17 protein-coding genes are annotated in these 17850 nt (G+C 72.7%); 9 read left to right on the top strand and 8 right to left on the bottom strand.

Translation table 11 applies throughout. The features are described 5' to 3' along the window. Nucleotides 1-273 precede the first annotated feature (273 nt). Complete coding sequence (locus tag E0F75_RS25405) at nt 274-3435, top strand: LuxR family transcriptional regulator (RefSeq protein ID WP_229312859.1); 3162 nt, start codon at nt 274-276, stop codon at nt 3433-3435. Nucleotides 3436-3493: 58 nt separating this feature from the next. Here the strand turns inward: E0F75_RS25405 and E0F75_RS25410 are convergent, their stop codons facing one another. Together E0F75_RS25410 and E0F75_RS25415 are read right to left on the bottom strand one after the other, a co-directional pair. After that, nucleotides 3494-4180: a response regulator transcription factor gene (locus tag E0F75_RS25410; protein ID WP_229312860.1), complete on the bottom strand. Its 687-nt coding sequence runs from the start codon at nt 4178-4180 to the stop codon at nt 3494-3496. Next, nucleotides 4177-5127, bottom strand: a complete 951-nt coding sequence (locus E0F75_RS25415) for a sensor histidine kinase (RefSeq protein ID WP_229312861.1) — start codon at nt 5125-5127, stop codon at nt 4177-4179. The genes E0F75_RS25410 and E0F75_RS25415 overlap by 4 nt, the downstream gene beginning before the upstream one ends. Nucleotides 5128-5340: 213 nt before the next feature. Between E0F75_RS25415 and E0F75_RS25420 the strand changes: the two genes are divergently transcribed. Together E0F75_RS25420 and E0F75_RS25425 are read left to right on the top strand one after the other, a co-directional pair. Then, nucleotides 5341-5811: a cation:proton antiporter regulatory subunit gene (locus tag E0F75_RS25420; RefSeq protein ID WP_229312862.1), complete on the top strand. Its 471-nt coding sequence runs from the start codon at nt 5341-5343 to the stop codon at nt 5809-5811. A 7-nt stretch (nt 5812-5818) separates the two neighbouring features. Further along, a complete protein-coding gene (locus tag E0F75_RS25425; RefSeq protein ID WP_229312863.1) occupies nt 5819-7078 on the top strand; it encodes a cation:proton antiporter in 1260 nt (419 codons plus the stop codon). A 79-nt stretch (nt 7079-7157) separates the two neighbouring features. Here the strand turns inward: E0F75_RS25425 and E0F75_RS25430 are convergent, their stop codons facing one another. Both E0F75_RS25430 and E0F75_RS25435 read right to left on the bottom strand, forming a co-directional pair. Continuing rightward, nucleotides 7158-8588, bottom strand: a complete 1431-nt coding sequence (locus tag E0F75_RS25430) for a flotillin family protein (protein ID WP_229312864.1) — start codon at nt 8586-8588, stop codon at nt 7158-7160. A gap of 140 nt (nt 8589-8728) precedes the next feature. Continuing rightward, nucleotides 8729-9223 (bottom strand): hypothetical protein, encoded by a 495-nt coding sequence (locus E0F75_RS25435; RefSeq protein WP_229312865.1) that lies wholly within the window; start codon nt 9221-9223, stop codon nt 8729-8731. Nucleotides 9224-9378: 155 nt separating this feature from the next. Here E0F75_RS25435 and E0F75_RS25440 point away from each other — a divergent pair, with 155 nt between their 5' ends. Beyond that, a complete protein-coding gene (locus tag E0F75_RS25440; RefSeq protein ID WP_229312866.1) occupies nt 9379-9783 on the top strand; it encodes a BlaI/MecI/CopY family transcriptional regulator in 405 nt (134 codons plus the stop codon). A gap of 5 nt (nt 9784-9788) precedes the next feature. Then, entirely contained in the window at nt 9789-10793 is a 1005-nt protein-coding gene (locus E0F75_RS25445; RefSeq protein ID WP_229312867.1) for a M56 family metallopeptidase, read from the top strand. A 52-nt stretch (nt 10794-10845) separates the two neighbouring features. On the opposite strand, the gene E0F75_RS25450 is transcribed toward E0F75_RS25445, so the two are convergent. Next, nucleotides 10846-11301, bottom strand: a complete 456-nt coding sequence (locus tag E0F75_RS25450) for a tellurite resistance TerB family protein (RefSeq protein ID WP_229312868.1) — start codon at nt 11299-11301, stop codon at nt 10846-10848. 73 nt (nt 11302-11374) lie between these two features. After that, nucleotides 11375-12622: an SLC13 family permease gene (locus tag E0F75_RS25455; protein ID WP_229312869.1), complete on the bottom strand. Its 1248-nt coding sequence runs from the start codon at nt 12620-12622 to the stop codon at nt 11375-11377. 160 nt (nt 12623-12782) lie between these two features. Here E0F75_RS25455 and E0F75_RS25460 point away from each other — a divergent pair, with 160 nt between their 5' ends. Both E0F75_RS25460 and E0F75_RS25465 read left to right on the top strand, forming a co-directional pair. After that, the gene (locus E0F75_RS25460) at nt 12783-13472 is read left to right on the top strand and encodes a GntR family transcriptional regulator (protein ID WP_229312870.1); all 690 of its coding nucleotides are present in this window, start codon (nt 12783-12785) and stop codon (nt 13470-13472) included. A 169-nt stretch (nt 13473-13641) separates the two neighbouring features. After that, nucleotides 13642-14871 carry a PLP-dependent aminotransferase family protein gene (locus tag E0F75_RS25465; RefSeq protein ID WP_229312871.1) on the top strand — a complete coding sequence of 410 codons (1230 nt, stop codon included), beginning with the start codon at nt 13642-13644 and terminating at the stop codon, nt 14869-14871. A 14-nt stretch (nt 14872-14885) separates the two neighbouring features. Here E0F75_RS25465 and E0F75_RS25470 read toward each other — a convergent pair whose 3' ends face one another. Beyond that, entirely contained in the window at nt 14886-15548 is a 663-nt protein-coding gene (locus E0F75_RS25470) for a maleylpyruvate isomerase family mycothiol-dependent enzyme (RefSeq protein ID WP_229312872.1), read from the bottom strand. A gap of 71 nt (nt 15549-15619) precedes the next feature. Between E0F75_RS25470 and E0F75_RS25475 the strand changes: the two genes are divergently transcribed. Further along, entirely contained in the window at nt 15620-16558 is a 939-nt protein-coding gene (locus E0F75_RS25475; protein ID WP_229312873.1) for a LysR family transcriptional regulator, read from the top strand. 149 nt (nt 16559-16707) lie between these two features. On the opposite strand, the gene E0F75_RS25480 is transcribed toward E0F75_RS25475, so the two are convergent. Next, nucleotides 16708-17193 carry a VOC family protein gene (locus E0F75_RS25480; protein ID WP_229312874.1) on the bottom strand — a complete coding sequence of 162 codons (486 nt, stop codon included), beginning with the start codon at nt 17191-17193 and terminating at the stop codon, nt 16708-16710. 176 nt (nt 17194-17369) lie between these two features. Here E0F75_RS25480 and E0F75_RS25485 point away from each other — a divergent pair, with 176 nt between their 5' ends. After that, nucleotides 17370-17801 carry a cell division protein SepF gene (locus tag E0F75_RS25485; RefSeq protein ID WP_229312875.1) on the top strand — a complete coding sequence of 144 codons (432 nt, stop codon included), beginning with the start codon at nt 17370-17372 and terminating at the stop codon, nt 17799-17801. The last annotated feature ends 49 nt before the right edge of the window (nt 17802-17850 follow it).

Here is a 17850-nt window from a genome sequence, read left to right on the forward strand (position 1 = left end):
CTCCGCTGTACAAATATCGCGGCCCCCGTGTTAGCGTCGGGATCCTCGGAGGTGTGGGCCGTTCACCGGTGTTCGGGGGATCGGCGTGGAGGACTTCGACCGGTCTCCACGTCGTCTGAAGAAGGCATTTCCAGCATGACGGCGACGGTTCGGGCCATGACCTGAAAAGGGCCTTGACGGCGCCGGCTCCACAGCTTTTCCGCATGGCCTCCCCCTGCCGAAGTGGCGACCTCGTCCGAGTCATTCCACTGTTCGGCAGGGAGGTGTGGGGCGGTGCCCAAGGAGCTGTTCGGCAGGAGCGAGGAATCGAAGACCATCACCGAGATATTGGACGCCGCGAGAGCGGGTGCGGGCGCCGTCGCCCTGGTGGAGGGCATCATCGGCACCGGCAAGACCTCGCTGCTGCGCTGGGCCGAGGAGACGGCCCGCGACCAGGGCATGATCGTCCTCTCCGCCACCGCCTCCCCGGCCGAGCAGCGCTTCCCCCTCGGGGTCGTGCACCAGCTGCTCGGGACGCTGCCGGAGACCGCACACGGCTGGGACCGCACCTTCGCCGCCTACGGCACCCCGCACGGCGGCGGTCGCACCGAGCCCGACTACCCGCTCCTCGCGGAGCTGTGCGCGAGCGTGGGCCGGGCCGCGCGGCGCACCCCGATCCTGCTGACCGTCGACAGCGTCCAGCACGTCGACTGCCCGTCGCTGCTGTGGCTGGGCTTCCTGAGCCGCCGTCTGGAGAACCTCCCCGTCGTCCTGCTGGCCACCAAGCGCTGCGGCGAACCGGCCAGCGACCAGCACCTTCTGGTCGAGTTCATGGAGGGGCTGCGCCCCGACCGCCACATCCATCTGAGCGACCTCAGCCCGAGCGCGGCGCTCGATCTGGCCACGTCGCTGTGCGGCCACGGCCACGGTCACGAGGCCGTGGACGCGCTGGTGGCCGGGACCGGCGGGAACCCGTACCTGCTGACCGAGCAGATACGGACGGGCCCGACGGGCCGCTCCGGCCCCCTCGTCCCCGCGGGGACGGGCCGCATCGGGGGGCCGCCGGGGCTGCCCGGTCCACCCGGTCTGCCTGTTCTGCCTGGACGGCCCGGTCGTTCGGCTTCTCCCGGGCATCCCGGGTACGCCGCGCCTTCCGGGTCTCCCGGGTACGCCGTGCCCTCCGGGTCTCCCGGGTACCCCCGTCACCCCGCCCATCCCGCGGACTCCACCGAGGCGCGCGCCGGCCGGGCGCCGGGCGACCAGCCGGACGAGCGACTGGGGCTCCAGGCCGTCAAGGAGCGCATCCTGTGCATGCTCCGGCGGATCGACCCGCACGGCCTTGAGATCGCCCGCGCCGCCAGCATCCTGTGCGGTCCGGTGGACGCCGCCCTCCTCGCCGACCTCTGCGGCGTCCCCACCGAAGACGCGTGTCGATGTATCAGCAGACTCACGGAATCCGGACTGCTCTGTCCGCACGACATGAAATTCCGTCACCCCCTCCTCGCGGGGCTGCTCTACCAGGACATCCCGTGCGCCGAGCGCGCCGAACTGCACCGGCTCGCCGCCCGCAGGATGCGGCACCGCGGCGATCCCAGCGAGGACGTCGCCGCCCATCTGCTGCGCTCCCACCGCCTGGACGAACCCTGGATGGCGCAACTCCTCATGGAGGTCGCCCAGGGCGTCGTCGAGCACGACCCTGCGGGCGCCCGCCGGCTGATCGAGAAGGCCGTCCTGCACGGTGTGCCGGAGGGCCACGAGGACCGGGCGGAAGCCCTGCGGATCCAGGCCCTCAGCGGCCTCGACCTACCCGCCGCGGCACGCGCCCTGACCGCGCACACCTCCACCGTCACCGCGCCGGCCGAAAGGTTCCGGCACGCGCTGCGGCTCTCCGATCTCCGGCTCCGCCTGGACGACACCGCGGGCGCGCTGGAGATCCTGGAGGAGGCCCGGCGGGAAACGGCGGGCACCCTCGACCCGACCGCCGCGGCACGACTGCGCGAGGCGATGGCGCAGGTACGGTTCCACGACGGCGGCCGCCCCGAGGGCGGCGGCCACGGGTCCGGGGGCCATGGGTCCAGCGGCCACGGGTCCGGGGGCCATGGCGACGGAGTCCACGGCGACGGCGGTCGTGACGGCGTCACTCGCGGCGACTCGGGTCACCACCCCCGCCACGGGCGTCACCCCGGCGAGGAGGACCGGCTGTTGCGGGTCCTGCTCCTGCGCACGGCCACCGGCGACTCGGCGGCCGCGGCGCGGCGGATCGCCGACCGGCTGCTGTCCGTCCCGCGCGCCCCGTACGGCTCCGCCCGCTGGTACCAGGCGCTCCTCGCCCAGCTGTGGGCGGGCGACGTGGAAGAGGCCCGGCGGCACATCGACACCGAGGTCGGACTCGCCCGCGCCGACGGCAGTACGACCCGGATCGCCGAGGCGCTGGCCGTACGCGGTCTGGTGCAGCTGCACCGCGGGCAGCTGGTCCGGGCCGAGGACGACGCCCGCGAGGCGCTCGACCTGCTCACCCGGATCCGCGCCGGCCGGTTCCACGTCGGGCCGCTCGCCCGCAGCGTGCTCATCGACGTCGCCATGGAACGGGACGACATCGCCGCGGCCGGGGCCCTCCTCGACGACGCCGCGCCGCTGCCCGGCGACCGACCGGTCACCTGGTGGCGGCTGCACCTGCTGCACAGCGCAGGGCGGGCCCTCGGCCGGCTCGGCGAGGCGCGGCGCGGTCTGGTGCTGCTCGCCCACTGCGAGGAGGAGCTGGCCCGGCGCGGAATCGTCAACCCGGCCATCCTGCCCTGGCGTTCCACCCGCGCCACGCTTCAGCTGGCCCGGCGGAACGTGACCGCGGCCCGCCGTGCCGCCCAGGAGGAGACCGTGCTCGCCCACCGCTGGGGCGCCCCCTTCGCGCTGGGCCGGGCCCTGGTCGCCGAGGCGGCGGCGAGCTCGGGCCGCGAGGCGCTGCGGCTCGCGGACCGGGCCGTGGAACTCCTCGAACCCACCCCGGCGCCCCTGCTGTTCGCCCACGCCCTGTACGCGGCGGGGCGTGCCCACCGGCAGAGCGGCACCCCCCGCCGGTCCCGCGAACTGCTCCACCGTGCCAACGAGGTCGGCATCTCCCTGGGCGCCGACGGCCTGGTCGAGGCGGTGCAGCGGGAGCTGCGGGACGCGGGCGGCCGCCCCGACCCGCGCAAGGACTCGACGGAGTCGCTGCTCACCCCCACGGAGCGGCAGGTCTCCGAACTGGCCGCGCGCGGCCTGAGCAACCGTGACATCGCGCGGCTGCTCCAGGTGAGCCTGCGGAACGTCGAGTCCCATCTCACCCACTCGTACCGGAAGTTACGCATCAGCGGCCGGCACGAGCTGGTCCGCTTCTTCCCCGCCGACGAACCCCCGGATCCGGCGCCGGTCCTCCTCTACCAGCACCGGACCGCCCTCACCCCGACCGCCAATCCCTAGACCCCCGGCTCCCGGAATCCCCCGGCTCCCGGAAACCCCGCCCCTGGGCACCCTTGCCCTAGGGCTCGATCAGGCCCACCCGGATCGCGTACCGGGTCAGCTCCAGGCGGTCACGCATGCCGAGCTTCTGGAGGAGGTTGGCGCGGTGGCGTTCCACCGTCTTGGGGCTGATGACGAGGAGGTCGCCGATCTCCTTGGAGCTGTGGCCCTCCGCGACCAGTTTGAGGATCTCCTCCTCGCGTTCCGTGACGGCCTTGTCCGGCAGGGGCCTGCCCTGCTCGGCGCGGTCGAGGTAGGTGCGGATCAGGGCCGTCTCGGCGCCGGGGTAGATGAAGGGCTCGTCGCGGACCGCCGCCCGGCAGGCCTCCACCAGGTCGCGGTCCGCCACCGACTTCAGGACGTAGCCGCTCGCGCCGGCCTTCAGGGCCTCGAAGAAGTACTGCTCGTTGTCGTACATCGTGAGGATCAGGATCCTCAGCTCCGGCTGGAGGCGGCTGAGTTCACGGGCCGCCTGGAGGCCGGTCATGCGGGGCATCGAGATGTCCAGTACGGCCAGGTCGACGGCCTCGGAGCGGGCCAGGGCCACCGCCTCCGCGCCGTCCGCCGCCTCCGCGACGACCGTCAGGTCCGGCTCCGCGTCCAGGATCAGGCGCACTCCTCCGCGGACCAGCGCGTGGTCGTCCGCGAGGAGGATCCGGGTGGGGGACGGGGTTGCCGGGGCCGTGGGAGGTGTGGGGGCCGTCATGGCGTCGCCTTACCGCTCGGAGTGCTCAAGTGGACTTCCGTACCGCCGTCTTCGCCTTCGCGGATCGTCAGTTCCGCGCCGATCAGCAGGGCCCGTTCCCGCATGCCGCTGAGGCCCGCGCCGTCCGGCGCCCGGCCGATTCCCCGGCCGTCGTCCTTGACCAGGAGGCCGACCCCGCCGTGGGGCAGCCGGCGCAGACGCAGATCCACCCGGGTCGCGCCCGCGTGGCGGGCCGTGTTGGTCAGGCCCTCCTGCGCCACGCGGTAGAGCACCAGCTCCGTCTCGTGGTCGAGCTTCGGGAGGCCGGACTCGATGTGGGCCCGTACCGTCAGGCCCGGCGTCGAGAACTCCGATGCCAGCGATCTGAGCGCGCTGTGCAGCCCCAGCTCCTCCAGCACCCCGGGGCGCAGCCGGCGCGCGATGCGACGGATCTCGTCCAGGCTCGTCCGGGTCGTCTCCTGCGCCTGGTGGAGTTCGGTGCGCAGCTCCTCCGGAGCATGGTTCGCGGCGTGCTTCAGCTGGAGCAGGACCGCCGTGAGGGTCTGCCCCACCTCGTCGTGCAGCTCCTGCGCGATCCGCCGCCGCTCCTCCTCCTGCGCCGAGAGGACCCGGGCGGTGCTCGCGGCCCGCTCGGCCTCCAGCCGGCCGAGCATCGTGTTGAACGTACGCGTCAGGTCGGCGAGCTCGCCGCGCCCCGCCACCGCCGCCCGCCGCCCCGGCCTCAGCAGGTCCGCGGTCCGCATCGCCCGGGTGAGGCGCTGGAGCGGCGCCAGGCCGAACCGCAGCAGGAACGCGTTCGCGAGAAGCATCGCGACGAGGCCCGCCACGAGCACGATCGCCTCACCCAGGAGGACGGGCGTGGAGACGGTGACCGGGCCCAGCAACAGCAGTACGGCGACGACCAGCACCGAGGCGTTGAGCAGGAAGATGCGCCAGTACAGCGACACTTTTGCGACTCTCTCCCTTTGCCTGCTCCGGGCCTCTGACCTGCGGCGGGATTCATGTCCCCGCCTCATCCTGACCAGTTTCCGGTGCCTTGTCCATCCGTGCCGACACCCATGTTCCGGGCCTCCCGGCGGGTGGCACCATGGCCCCCGACCACCGATCTGATCACCCTTTGACATGACAACAGAAGGGACGGGCCCTTGCCTGCTCCGCGGATGAGAACGACACCCCTGCCCGGCATCGGCGTCCAGTACGACCTCACCACCCGGGAGCACCGCCAGCTGTCGGTCATCGCGCACCGCGACGGAACCCGGACCGTGAACGTCTACCGGGGCGACGACCCCGACGCCTGCGCGCAGTCGGTCCACCTCACCGAGGCCGAGACCGCCTCGCTGATCGACGCGCTGCTCCCCGCGCACCACAGCCCCAACGTCCTGCACACCACCGACCTGGGGCTCGTCGCCGAACGCATCGAGCTGTCCGCCCACTCGTACTGGAACGGGCGTCTGCTCGGCGAGACGCGGATGCGCACCGACGCCGGCGCCTCCATCGTCGCCGTACTGCGCCGCTCCGGGGCCGTACCGTCCCCGACGCCCGCCTTCCGGTTCGCCGGCGGCGACACCCTCATCGTCATCGGCACCCGCGAGGGCGTCGACGCGGCCGCCGCGATCCTCGGTCGGGAGTGAGGGCGGCGTGCACTCCGCGGTCTTCCTGATCGAATTCGGCGCCATCATCCTCGGTCTCGGCCTGCTCGGGCGGCTCGCCGGCCGGTTCAGCTTCTCCCCGATACCCCTCTACCTCCTCGCCGGGCTCGCCTTCGGCAAGGGCGGCCTGCTGCCGCTCGGCACCAGCGAGGAGTTCGTCGCCATAGGCGCCGAGATCGGGGTGATCCTCCTGCTCCTGATGCTCGGCCTGGAGTACACGGCGAGCGACCTCGTCTCCAACCTCAAGACCCAGTACCCGGCCGGGCTCGTCGACTTCGCCCTCAACGCGCTGCCCGGTGCCGCCGCCGCACTGCTCCTCGGCTGGGGGCCGGTCGCCGCCGTCGTCCTGGCGGGCGTCACCTGGATCTCGTCGTCCGGCGTCATCGCCAAGGTCCTGGGGGACCTCGGACGCCTCGGCAACCGCGAGACACCGGTCATCCTCAGCATCCTGGTCCTCGAAGACCTCGCCATGGCCGTCTATCTGCCCATCATCACGGCCCTGCTCGCCGGGGTCGGCCTCGCGGCCGGCAGCGCCACGCTCGCCATCGCCCTGGGCGTGGCCGGCGCCGTGCTCTTCGTCGCCGTCCGCTACGGACGTCTGATCTCGCGGTTCGTCTCCAGCGACGACCCGGAGAAGCTGCTCCTCGTCGTCCTCGGCCTGACGCTGCTCGTCGCCGGCGTCGCCCAGCAGCTCCAGGTCTCCGCGGCCGTCGGCGCGTTCCTCGTCGGCATCGCCCTCTCCGGGGAGGTCGCCGACGGAGCCCACGCCCTGCTGAGCCCGCTGCGCGACCTCTTCGCCGCGGTGTTCTTCGTCTTCTTCGGGCTGCACACCGACCCCGCCAGCATCCCGCCGGTGCTCCTCCCGGCGTTCGCCCTGGCCGTCGTCACCGCCCTGACCAAGATCGCCACCGGTCACTGGGCCGCGCGCCGCGCCGGCATCGGGGTCAAGGGGCGCTGGCGGGCGGGCGGCACGCTGGTGGCGCGCGGCGAGTTCTCCATCGTCATCGCGGGCCTCGCCGTCACCGCGGGGGTACAGCCCCAGCTCGGGCCCTTCGCCACGGCGTATGTGCTCATCCTCGTGGTGATCGGGCCGCTCACCGCCCGCTACACGGAGCCGATCGCCGCGTACCTCCTCCGAGGGCGACGACGGAAGCCGTCGGCCCCGGAGGGCGTGACCGTACGGGAGCCGGAGACGGGACCCGAGCCCGTACGCGTACCCGAGTCCGGGTCCGCCTCCGACCGCGTGTGAACGCGGGAGGCCGGTCTCAGCCGGACCAGCGCGCCGAGACGGCTGGGACCGCTGAGTCCGCCGGGACCGGCTGGACCGCTCAGCTCGCGATCTCGATCGATTCCCCCTGCGGCGCGGTCGGCTCCGCCGGCCGACTCCCCGGCTGCTTCCGCGTGATGCCCTGGAGCAGCTGCGCGAGGTCCACCCCGGTCGTGGAGGACAGGAGCTCCATACCCTGGGCGACGTTGTCCGCGACCGTACGGGACAACTGGCTCGCCCCGTCCGTCGAGATGACCGTCATCTTCTCGACGGCCGACAGCGGCTCGGACGCCTTGGCCACGACCTGGGGCAGGACCTCGACGAGCATCTGGAGGACGGCCGCGTCCCCGTACTGGGCGTAGGCGTCGGCCTTCTTCTGCATGGCCTCGGCCTCGGCGGAGCCCTTCGCGGCGATCGCCGCGGCCTCGGCCTCGCCCTCGATGCGCACGGCGTCGGCGAGGGCCGCGCGGTGGGCCTTCTCGCCCTCACCGGTGAGCCTGGCCCGCTGGGCGTCCGCCTCGGCCTCCTTGACCAGGGCGATACGGCGGGCCTCGGCCTCCTGCTCGGCCTGGTAGCGGGCGGCGTCGGCGGGCTTGCGGACCTGGGTGTCGAGCTGGCGGTCGGTCAGCTCGGCCTGGCGCGCGGCGACCTTCTCCTGCTCGGTCAGGATGTCCTGCTGGCGGGCGGCCTCGGCGAGCGGGCCCGCGGCGTTCGCCTGGGCGGCGGCCTCGTCCGTCTGGGCCTTGATCTCGGCCTGCTTCAGGTAGAGGGTCCGCTGCGCGATGGCGATCTCCTCCTCCGCCTTCAGCCTCGCCTGCTCGGCGGCGCGCCGCGCGACGGCCTCGGCGATGTCCGCCTCCTGCTTGGCACGGGCGGCCTCGGGGCGGCCGAGGTCCTCCAGGTACGAGCCCTCGGTGGTGATGTCCTGGATCTGGAAGGCGTCGAGGACCAGGCCCTGACCTGAGAGGCTGGCCTCCGCCTCCTCGGCGACCTGACCGGCGAACGCGGCCCGGTCCCGGATGATGTCCTCGACCGACATCCGGCCCACGATGGACCGCAGGGCGCCCGACAGCACCTCCTGGGTGAAGCCGACGATGCCGTTCTGCTGCATCAGGAACCGCTGCGCGGCCGCGCGGATCGAGTCCTCGGTGCCGCCGACCTTGACGATCGCGACGCCTTCGAGGTTGGCCTTCACGCCGCGCAGGGTGACCGCGCCGCGCACCGCGACCGGGATGTGCCGGCTCGACAGGTCGAGCGTGAACTTCTGCTGCACGAACGGGACGACGAACACACCGCCACCGACCACGACCTTCTGGCCGCTGTTGTCGGTGAACACCCGCCCCGTGGCCGGGTCGGTGGCCTTCTTGCCGCGCCGGCCGGTGATGATGAAGGCCTCGCTGGGGCCGGCCACCTTGTAGCGCGTGACGACGACGAGGCCGAGCAGGACGACGAGGACGACTATTCCCACGACAGCGGTCAGGACAGGGCTCATGCAGAAATCCCTTCGAATGAAGTGAACGAACCGAGTGAAGTGAACGAGATGAACGAGATGAACGAGATGAACGAGAGGGAGGAACTCAAGGAGAAAGAAGGAGAAAGGCGGTGAATCGGGAGGCGGCGCAGCGGCGGAAGTCAGCGCTCCACGGGGCGGACCGTGACCGACGTCGCCGACAGCACCGACTCCACCCACACCTCGGCGCCCCGCTCGACGGGCGCGGCCGCCTTCGCCGCGTACTTCACCGGCTGGCCCGCCAGATACAGCAGCACCTCGCCGTAGCCCCCGGCCGGAATCGCCGTGACGACCGCCCCCGACGTGCCCGTCAGGTCCTCGCCCCGCGGTGCGGGCGCGCCGCCGTCCCGGAGCAGCGCCCGGCTGAACCGCCAGGTCGCCCAGCCCACCAGGGCGCCCGCGGCGATGCCCGTGAGGGTCGCGACGACCGTCCCGGCACCGGCCGCGCCCGTCGCGATCGCGCCCGCGAATCCGAGCGCCGACACGAATCCGGCGATCACCGGGAGCGAGAGAAATCCGTCGAGGCCGCCGCCGATGCCTTCCAGGACGCCGTCGAAGACGAGGGAGAGCGCCAGGACGACCAGCCCCGCGATGCCGAATCCCAGAAACCATTCCACGTGCCGACCCCCTTGATTCCCCGCGATCCTCCGCTATTCCTGAATTGTTCCATGTAAGGAGCGTGTAGGACATGGGTGCCAGCACCCATTGATTCCCGGGAGCGGCCCGGCCGTTCAGTACGATGGGCTGCTGTTCTTAGGTGGAGGAGGGCGTCGTGACGGACCGGAGCGAGGGCGGAGTGGAGCCCTCCGCGCGCAGGCGCGGGCAGGGCGAACTGGAGTCCCAGGTGCTCGCCGTGCTGCGCGAGGCGTCCGAGCCCGTGCCCGTGGCGTGGGTACGGGAACGCCTCGGCGGCGGTCTCGCCTACACCACTGTCATCACCATCCTCACCCGCCTCCGGGCCAAGGGCGCCGTCGAGCGCGAGCGCGCCGGCCGTTCCTTCCGGTGGACGGCGGTCGCCGACGAGGCGGGGCTCGCCGCCCTGCGGATGCGGAAGGTGCTGGACGCGGAGGCGGACCGCCAGGCGGTCCTCGCCAGCTTCGTCACCGGCCTCTCGCCGAACGAAGAGCGACTCCTTCGTGAACTGCTCTCCAGGGCCGCCGAGGAGGAGGAAGGCTAGCCGTCATGGGAGTCTTCGTCTTCCTTCCCCTGGTCCTTCCGCTCACCGCCTGGCCGGTCGCCCGCCTCGCCGAGCAGCGGCTCCACCCCCGTACCGCGACGCGGCTGCTGGCCGCCGTCGCCGGTGTCTCCGCCGTGTGCAGCACCCTCTGCCTCGGCCTGCTCATGATCGTGGGCACCGCGCAACTCCCCGGCAACCCGCTCCCCGACGGCTGGTCGGACCCCGACGTGCGCGCGGCCCTCCCGTACGACGAGATCGCCGGCCGCGCGGCCATCCCGGCGCTGCTCGCCGTCCTGGTCTCGTGCGGTGCGGCGGCCTGGCGTCAGGTGCGGGTACGGCGCCGGGTCGTGGCGGCGCTCGGCGGGCTGCCGCCGACGCCCGTCGCCGTGCTGCCGGACCGCACGCCGTACGCGTACGCGGTGCCGGGCGGCCCGGTACGGGGCGGGGCGCGGGGCCATGGCGGGAAGGTGCGGGGCCGTGGCAGGGCGCCGCGGGGTCACGGCCGGGTCGTGGTCAGCACCGGGATGCTCGCGGGCCTCGCCCCCGCCGAACGGCGGGCCCTCTTCGCCCACGAGCGGGCCCATCTGGCCGGGCGTCACCACCGGCACCTCCTGACGGTCCATCTCGCGGCGCGCGCCAACCCGTTCCTGCGGCCGCTGCGTACCGCCGTCTCCTACACCGCCGAGCGCTGGGCCGACGAGGAGGCGGCCGCCGAGGTCGGCAGCCGCCGCTCCGTCGCCCGCGCGATCGGCAAGGCGGCCCTCCTCGCGCCCCGCGCTCCGGCCGCCGCCCTCCCTGCCGTGACGGGCGGGGACGCCGGCCCGGTGCCCCGCCGGGTCGCGGCCCTGATGCGCCCGGCTCCGGCGGGCCGCGCGTGGCCGCCGGTCGGCACGGCCGTGGGCCTCGCCGCCTGGTGCGCCGCCTTCGGCGCGACCGTGTCGGCCCTGTCCTCGGCGAACTCGGCGGTCACGCTCTTCCTGGTGCTGCGCGGGACCGCCTCGCCGATGTAGCCGTCCGAGCTGCTCCCTAGGGGGTGTCTTGCCGATCAGGGTCGGACAGGCCCTAGAGGTCGAACTCGTGCGGCGGCAGGTCCAAGGTGAAGCAGGCCTCGCGGACCACGGCCTGCTCCGTCTTGTCGAAGTCGCCGTCGGCGCCGCCGATGACGATGCCGATCTGGATGACGGCGCGCGCCTCGGCCGGCTTCTTCTTCGCCTTGGCGATCTCCTGGAGCACGCTCACCTTGCCGAAGTCGAAGTCGGCCGTCAGCTTGTTCAGGTTGTCGTCGAAGCGGCGCTGAAGGTCGAGCGCGTCGAAGTTCTGCAGCACCTCGTTGGTCGAGATGAGCTGGGCGACCCGGCGGCGCTCGGCGGGGTCGATCGTCCCGTCGGCGGCGGCGACCAGCGCGCACATGGCCATGCTCGCGTCCCGGAACGCCCCGCTCTTCAGGTCGTTCTTCCTCGCCACCAGCTGGGTCTGCATCGTCGATGCGGATTCCTTGATGCGGTCCCACAGGGCCATGAGCACTCCAGACGTCGATTACTTCTACGGTCTTGTAGAACGTAGCAGTGGGGCGCGGAGTTCCCGGGGACCGTCACACGCCGAGGAGCTGGAGCGAGGCCCACAGCGCCACCGTCGAGGCGGTGAGGGTGGCCGGGACCGTCAGGAGTCCGAGGCGGGTGAACTCCCCGAGGCCTACGGGGTGGTCGTGCTCGTGCGCGATGCGGCGCCAGAGGAGGGTGGCGAGGGAGCCTGCGTACGTGAGGTTGGGGCCGATGTTCACCCCCAGCAGCACGGCGAGCACCGCGCCGGGGCCCGAGGCCGCCGCGAGCGGGACCAGGGCGAGGGTCGCCGGGAGGTTGTTGATGAGGTTGGCCAGGATCGCGGCCACGGCGGCGACCCCGAGCAGGGCCGGCAACGAGGTGCCGTCGGGGAGGACATGGGCGAGGGCGGTGCCGAGCCCGTTCTCGACCACGGCCCGGACGACGATCCCCAGCGCCAGGACGAACGCGAGGAACGGCAGCGCCGCCGAGCCCACGAGCGCGCGTGGAGTGGTGCGGCGGCGGGCCAGCGCCCGTACGGCGAGCACGGTGGCGCCCGCCGCGGCCGCCCACGCCGGGTCCACCCCGGTCGCCGAGGCGAGGGCGAAACCGCCCAGCGTTCCGGCCACGGTGAGCAGGGCGAAGAGGGGGAGGGGCACAGGGGCCGGGGGGTCGGTGGGGGCGGCCGCGGCGGCCAGGTCGCGCGCGAAGAAACGGCGGAAGACGCCGTACTCGACGGCTATCGCGGTGAGCCAGGGGAGCAGCATCAGCAGCGCGAACCGGGTGAAGCCGAGCCCGGTGGCGGTGAACGCGAGCAGGTTCGTGAGGTTCGAGACCGGCAGGAGCAGCGAGGCCGTGTTGGACAGATGGGCGCTCGCGTAGGCGTGGGGTCCGGGCCGGGCTCCCATCCGGCCGGCCGTCGCGAAGACGACCGGGGTGAGCAGGACGACCGTCGCGTCCAGGCTGAGGACGGCGGTGATCAGCGAGGCGAGGGCGAAGACGGCACCGAGCAGTCGCTGCGGGCGCCGGCGGGACCAGCGGGCCATCCAGCTGCCGCAGGCGTGGAAGAGCCCTTCGTCGTCACAGAGCTTGGCGAGGACGAGGACGGCCGCCAGGAAGCCGATCACCGGCCCGAGGCGCTCCGCCTCCTCGCGTACGGCCTCGGGGGTGACCGCGCCCACGGCGAGCACGGCGCCGGCGGCGGGTACGGCGAAGACCGCCTCGGGCAGGCGGAACGGGCGGACGACGGCGCAGATCAGCACCACGGCCAGGGCGAGCACGGAAACGGACGGAGCGAGCATGCGTTCGATCATCCGGGTCGGCCGGAGCGGCTCCTCAGGGGGGTGCTCAGCGGGTCTCTCCGCCCCGTACTCCGCCCCGTACTTCCTCGGCGTACTTCCTCGACCCAGGAGAAACGTGACATTGTACGATGCACCCCCGTGACTTCTCGGAGGACGCACGATGGGTGACCTGAAGCAGTACGGCCTCGTCAGAGCCCAGGAGCGGCTCCGCGACCAGGTCGGGCACGCCCTCCGCGCGGCCCTCATCGCCGGCGAACTGCGCCCCGGCCAGGTCTACTCGGCCCCCGGACTCGCAAGCGACCTCGGCGTCTCCGCGACCCCGGTCCGCGAGGCCATGCTCGACCTGGCCCGGGAGGGCCTGGTCGAACCCGTCCGCAACAAGGGGTTCCGGATCACCGAGGTCAGCGAGCGCGACCTCGACCAGTTCACCGAACTGCGCACCCTCATCGAGGTGCCCACCATCGGGCGCATCACGAGGAGGGCCGACCGGGAGCGGCTGGAGGCGCTGCGCCCGGTCGCCGAGGAGATCGTCTCGTGCGCCCGGGGGCACGACCTCATCGGCTATCTGGAGGCGGACCGCCGCTTCCATCTCGCGCTGCTCGCGCTCTCCGGCAACGACCGGCTGGTCGAGACGGTGGGGGACCTGCGCAAGCGCTCCCGGCTCTACGGTCTGACCGGTCTGGACGAGGCCGGCAAGCTCGTCTCCTCCGCCGAGGAGCACCTCGAACTCCTCGACCTGATGATCGCCGGAGACGCGCGCGGCGCCGAGGCGTGCATGCGGCGTCACCTCGGGCACGTACGGTCGCTGTGGGCCGAAGCCCGCGACGAACCGGTCGGGCGGCGGGGCTAGGGAGTGTAAGGCGGATCATGGCTGGGGCCGGCGCAGGCCCCGTGGCGGGCCGGGCGGGTGATCGGATTCCGCCCGTCGGTGAGCACTCCTCCTGCTGCCTCAACTGGTCATGTGGTGACCGGAGTTCGGACAACCTGGACAGCGTCGTCGGCCTCTATATGCTGGCCGCATGCTCTCTGCCGCCGCCGAGCCCGCGCCCGCCGCCGCTTCCGTCTCCGTCGCTCCCACGCCGGCCACCGCCTCCCGGCTGGCCGGCGTCGGCGCCTCGCCGGTACGGGAGATCCTGGCGCTGACCGCGCGGCCCGAGGTGATCTCCTTCGCCGGCGGCCTGCCCGCCCCCGAGCTGTTCGACGTCGCAGGCATCCGGGCGGCGTACGACAAGGTCCTCGCCGAGAACCCGCAGTCCGCGCTCCAGTACTCGACGACCGAGGGCGACCCGGAGCTGCGTACCGCCATCGCGGCCCGACTTGCCGCACGCGGACTCCCCACCGGCCCCGACGACCTGCTCATCACGACAGGCTCGCAGCAGGCACTCACGCTCCTCACCACCGCGCTCGTCGAGCCGGGCGCCGTCGTGCTCGTCGAGGACCCCTGCTACCTCGCCGCCCTCCAGACCTTCGGCTTCGCCGGTGCGCGGGTCGTTCCCGTACCCACCGACGACGACGGCATCATCCCGGAGGCACTTGAGGAGATCGCGGCCCGCGAGAAGCCGACCCTCCTCTATCTCGTGCCCACCTTCCAGAACCCCACGGGCCGTACCCTCCCCGCCGAGCGCCGTACCGCCGTCGCCGGAGCCGCCGCGCGGATCGGATTCTGGATCGTCGAGGACGATCCGTACGGCGAGCTGCGGTACGACGGTGAGCGCGTCCCCTGGATCGCCGCCGACCCCGCGGCCGCCGACCGCACCGTGCTGCTCGGCTCCTTCTCCAAGGTGATGGCCCCCGGCCTCCGGCTCGGCTACCTGCGCGCCCCCGCCGGACTCCGGCGCGCCTGTGTGATCGCCAAGCAGGCCGCCGACCTGCACACCTCGACCATCGACCAGGCCGCGGCCGCGCGTTATCTGCGCGACAGCGATCTCGACGCGCACGTCGCGGTGATACGGGCGGCGTACCACGAGCGCAGGGACGCCATGCTCGAAGGCCTGCCGGCCGCGCTGCCCGAGGGCAGCCGGTGGAACCGGCCGGAGGGCGGCATGTTCATCTGGGTGACCCTGCCCGCCGGCCACGACGCGACGGCACTCCTGAAGACCGCGGTCGGCCATGAGGTGGCGTACGTGCCGGGGGCGCCGTTCTTCTGCGGCGAGCCGGACCCGGGCGCGATGCGGCTCTCGTTCACCACGCACTCGGCCGACGAGATCAGGGAGGGCCTGCACCGGCTGGCCAAGAGCTTCGGCATGTAGCGTTCCCGCCCGGATCACGCTTCGCCGGCGGGCCGGGTGAAGCGGCCGCTCGGCTCTCCTCGGAGCCGGCCGGCCGGAAGCCTGCGGCCGTAGGCCAGCAGCAGGAGGTCCTGGGCGCTGCCGAACACGGGGGTGCCGGAGCCGTACGACCAGTCGAGGTCCTCGGCGCACAACCGCACCGCGTCGAGGTCGGCGCCGAAGAACCTCAGGCTGCTGGGCCGTATCTGGTCCAGCAGGATGCGCAGCCGGTCTTCGGGGACGCGCCGGTCGAGGCCGAGAGCGACGGTGATGTCCAGGCCGTGCACCACGTCGTGACCGAGTGCCGCCGCGAACCCGCCGACCGGTGGTGTCCACGGGTGGTCGGCGTTCTCCCGCAGGAACGCGGCGAGCGCGGCGGTGGAATGGGCGGCCGCATCCCTGCGGGCGACCCGGTCGGTCATGCGGTGGAGGTTCCCGCGCGCCCTGACCAACTCGCCGAGCGTCGCGGGCAGGGAGAGCCGGAACCCCATCGACATGTGCGCCGCGACCTCACGGACCCGCCAGCCCGCGCACAGACTCCGCCCGTTCCACTGCCCGGTCGACAGACCGTCGAACAGGTCCGCCAGTTCCCGGCGTTCGGCCGCGATCGCGGCCCTGATCTCGGTGCTGTTCCTCTTGCGGGCTGTCGCTTTCTCCATGTGACCAACCCTGCGGCCCGCCAGGCGATAACGCCAATAGATGGTTCTGCTGCGAACTAGAATCAACGCTTATGGAGCTTCGTCAGCTGCGCTACTTCGTCTCCGTCGTCGAGGAGGGCGGTTTCACCCGGGCCGCGGCCCGGCTCCATCTGGCCCAGCCCGGCCTCAGCGCCCAGATCCGGCAGCTGGAGAAGGAGTTGGGGCAGCCCCTGCTCGACCGCTCCGGCGGTTCGGTGACGCCGACCGAGGTCGGCCGGGCCGTGCTGCCCTACGCCCGCGCCGCACTGGCCGCCGCGGACGCCGTGCGGCAGACGGTGGACGCGTACACGGGGCTGTTGCGCGGCCGGGTCACGCTCGGCCTGGTGTCCGGCGCCGCCGGGCACGCCTTCGACATCGCCGGCTTCCTCGCGGACTTCCACGAGGACCACCCGTCGGTGGAGGTGGCGCTCACCGAGGACACCACGGAACGGATGCAGACCGCGCTCCTGGCCGGCGAGCTCGACATCGCCTTCCTCGGGACGGCGGTCGAGGCGCCACCGCCGGGAGCGGCCTTCCAGATGGTGATCGACGTCCCCCTGGTCGCCGTCGTCGCGCCCGGCGATCCGCTGCTCGAACGCGTCGACGGCACGACCGTCCCGCTCGCCGCACTGCGCGACCGGCCGCTGATCTGCCTGCCGCGCGGCACCGGGGTGCGCGCGGCGCTCGAACGGGGCTGTGCGCAGGCGGGATTCCGGCCCCGGGTCACCTTCGAGGCGGCGGCACCGGACGTGCCGGCGCGGCTCGCCGCGCGGGGCCTCGGCGTTGCCGTACTGCCTGCTGGAGAGGACGGATCACGCCTCGACGGGCAGCTCCGCACCCTGCGGATCGTCGAGCCCGAGATGCGCGGCCGCCTCGCGCTCGCCTGGCAGGCCACCGGCCCTTCGAGCCCTGCGGCCCGGGTGCTCCTCGACCGGCTGCGCGAAGGCCTCCCGAAGCCGCGCCACATCGACGGGGAGTCTGGTCGACCCTGATCCGCAGGACGGCGCGCGAGCCGTGCTCCGGGCGGTCAATCTCGGCCCGGGAGGAACGGCTCCGGGCGACGCTCCGGGCGGTCAGTCCCGGCCCGGGAAGAGCCGCTCCGGGCAGTCAGTCCCGGCCCGAGAAGAACCGCACCGGGTGGTCAGTCCCGGCCCGGGAAGAAGTCGGCGCTCTGGACGTACTCCATGGCCTTGGTGAACTCCGGGTCACCGAGGCGGCGTTCCATCTCCTCGGGGCTCACGTCCTCCACGCGGGTCTGGATCCAGTACAGGTTGCCCAGCGGGTCGCGCACGCGTCCGACCCGGTCGCCGAAGAACAGATGGGTGACCTCGGTGACCGAGGTGCCGCCGGCCGCGACGGCCTGCCGGTGCACGGCGTCGGCGTCGTCCACGTACAGACGGAGGAAGCCGGGGGTCGCCGGCCACTCCGGGCGCGCGTCGAACATCATCACCACCGAGTCGCCGATCCGGACCTCGGCGTGCTGGACGCTTCCGTCCTCGCCGGTCAGGCACGCGAGCTCCTCCGCACCGAAGGCCCGCTTCAGGAAGTCGATGAGCCGCACCGTGTCACGCGAGATGATCCACGGCGTCACCGTGTGGTAGCCCTGGGGAACGGAGTCGACGGACATCTGGCTGCCTCCTGGGATGCGAGTGCCTCAACGTGTTGACGACGCTAGCCCCGATCTAGGCCGGGACGTGGCCTAGAAGGCCCTGGCTCCCCGCGAGAACACTCCTGGCACCCCCACCTGGCCATCACCTCGTGTCGTTGTTGGGCCGAACGGGTGAGGAGCGGGAGGATGTGCCCATGAGTAGGTACGAGAGGTACGACGTCACCGACGAGCAGTGGGAGGGCCTCGCCCAGGTCGTGCCCCTGCGCGGCCGTGATGCATGGCCGTCCAGGGTCGACCACCGCACGATCCCCGAGCAGTACGAATCCGCCGAGCAGCGCCGTATGGTCGTGCTCCGCGTACAGGTGTTCGCCGACGCCCGTGAGGTCGCCGAGTACCTCACCGCCCAGATCCCGGTGCTCCTCGATCTGACGAGCGCCGACACCGAGGTCGCCAAGCGCATCCTCGACTTCAGCAGTGGTGTGGTCTTCGGTCTCGGCAGCGGGATGCACCGCGTCGACCGGAACGTTTTTCTCCTCGCCCCGGCCGGTACGGAGGTCGAGGGCGCGGAAGGCGAGGACGAGGAGGGAGTCGTGGGCGGCCGGACCGCCGGCGTCCCCCGATCGTAGGAAGGTCATCTAGCCGTAACGGTTCGTCAGGGAATGGACTGCGTACGGT

This window comes from Streptomyces sp. CB02980 (assembly GCF_014451325.2).
Classification (GTDB): domain Bacteria; phylum Actinomycetota; class Actinomycetes; order Streptomycetales; family Streptomycetaceae; genus Streptomyces.

Excerpts from the sequence above, each read along its gene's own strand:
- E0F75_RS25445 (WP_229312867.1), top strand. The coding sequence starts at position 9,789 with ATGGGAGTCTTCGTCTTCCTTCCCCTGGTCCTTCCGCTCACCGCCTGG.
- E0F75_RS25460 (WP_229312870.1), top strand. The coding sequence starts at position 12,783 with ATGGGTGACCTGAAGCAGTACGGCCTCGTCAGAGCCCAGGAGCGGCTC.
- E0F75_RS25480 (WP_229312874.1), bottom strand. The coding sequence starts at position 17,193 with ATGTCCGTCGACTCCGTTCCCCAGGGCTACCACACGGTGACGCCGTGG.
- E0F75_RS25410 (WP_229312860.1), bottom strand. The coding sequence starts at position 4,180 with ATGACGGCCCCCACACCTCCCACGGCCCCGGCAACCCCGTCCCCCACC.
- E0F75_RS25485 (WP_229312875.1), top strand. The coding sequence starts at position 17,370 with ATGAGTAGGTACGAGAGGTACGACGTCACCGACGAGCAGTGGGAGGGC.
- E0F75_RS25450 (WP_229312868.1), bottom strand. The coding sequence starts at position 11,301 with ATGGCCCTGTGGGACCGCATCAAGGAATCCGCATCGACGATGCAGACC.
- E0F75_RS25420 (WP_229312862.1), top strand. The coding sequence starts at position 5,341 with ATGAGAACGACACCCCTGCCCGGCATCGGCGTCCAGTACGACCTCACC.
- E0F75_RS25470 (WP_229312872.1), bottom strand. The coding sequence starts at position 15,548 with ATGGAGAAAGCGACAGCCCGCAAGAGGAACAGCACCGAGATCAGGGCC.
- E0F75_RS25465 (WP_229312871.1), top strand. The coding sequence starts at position 13,642 with ATGCTCTCTGCCGCCGCCGAGCCCGCGCCCGCCGCCGCTTCCGTCTCC.
- E0F75_RS25475 (WP_229312873.1), top strand. The coding sequence starts at position 15,620 with ATGGAGCTTCGTCAGCTGCGCTACTTCGTCTCCGTCGTCGAGGAGGGC.
- E0F75_RS25430 (WP_229312864.1), bottom strand. The coding sequence starts at position 8,588 with ATGAGCCCTGTCCTGACCGCTGTCGTGGGAATAGTCGTCCTCGTCGTC.
- E0F75_RS25455 (WP_229312869.1), bottom strand. The coding sequence starts at position 12,622 with ATGCTCGCTCCGTCCGTTTCCGTGCTCGCCCTGGCCGTGGTGCTGATC.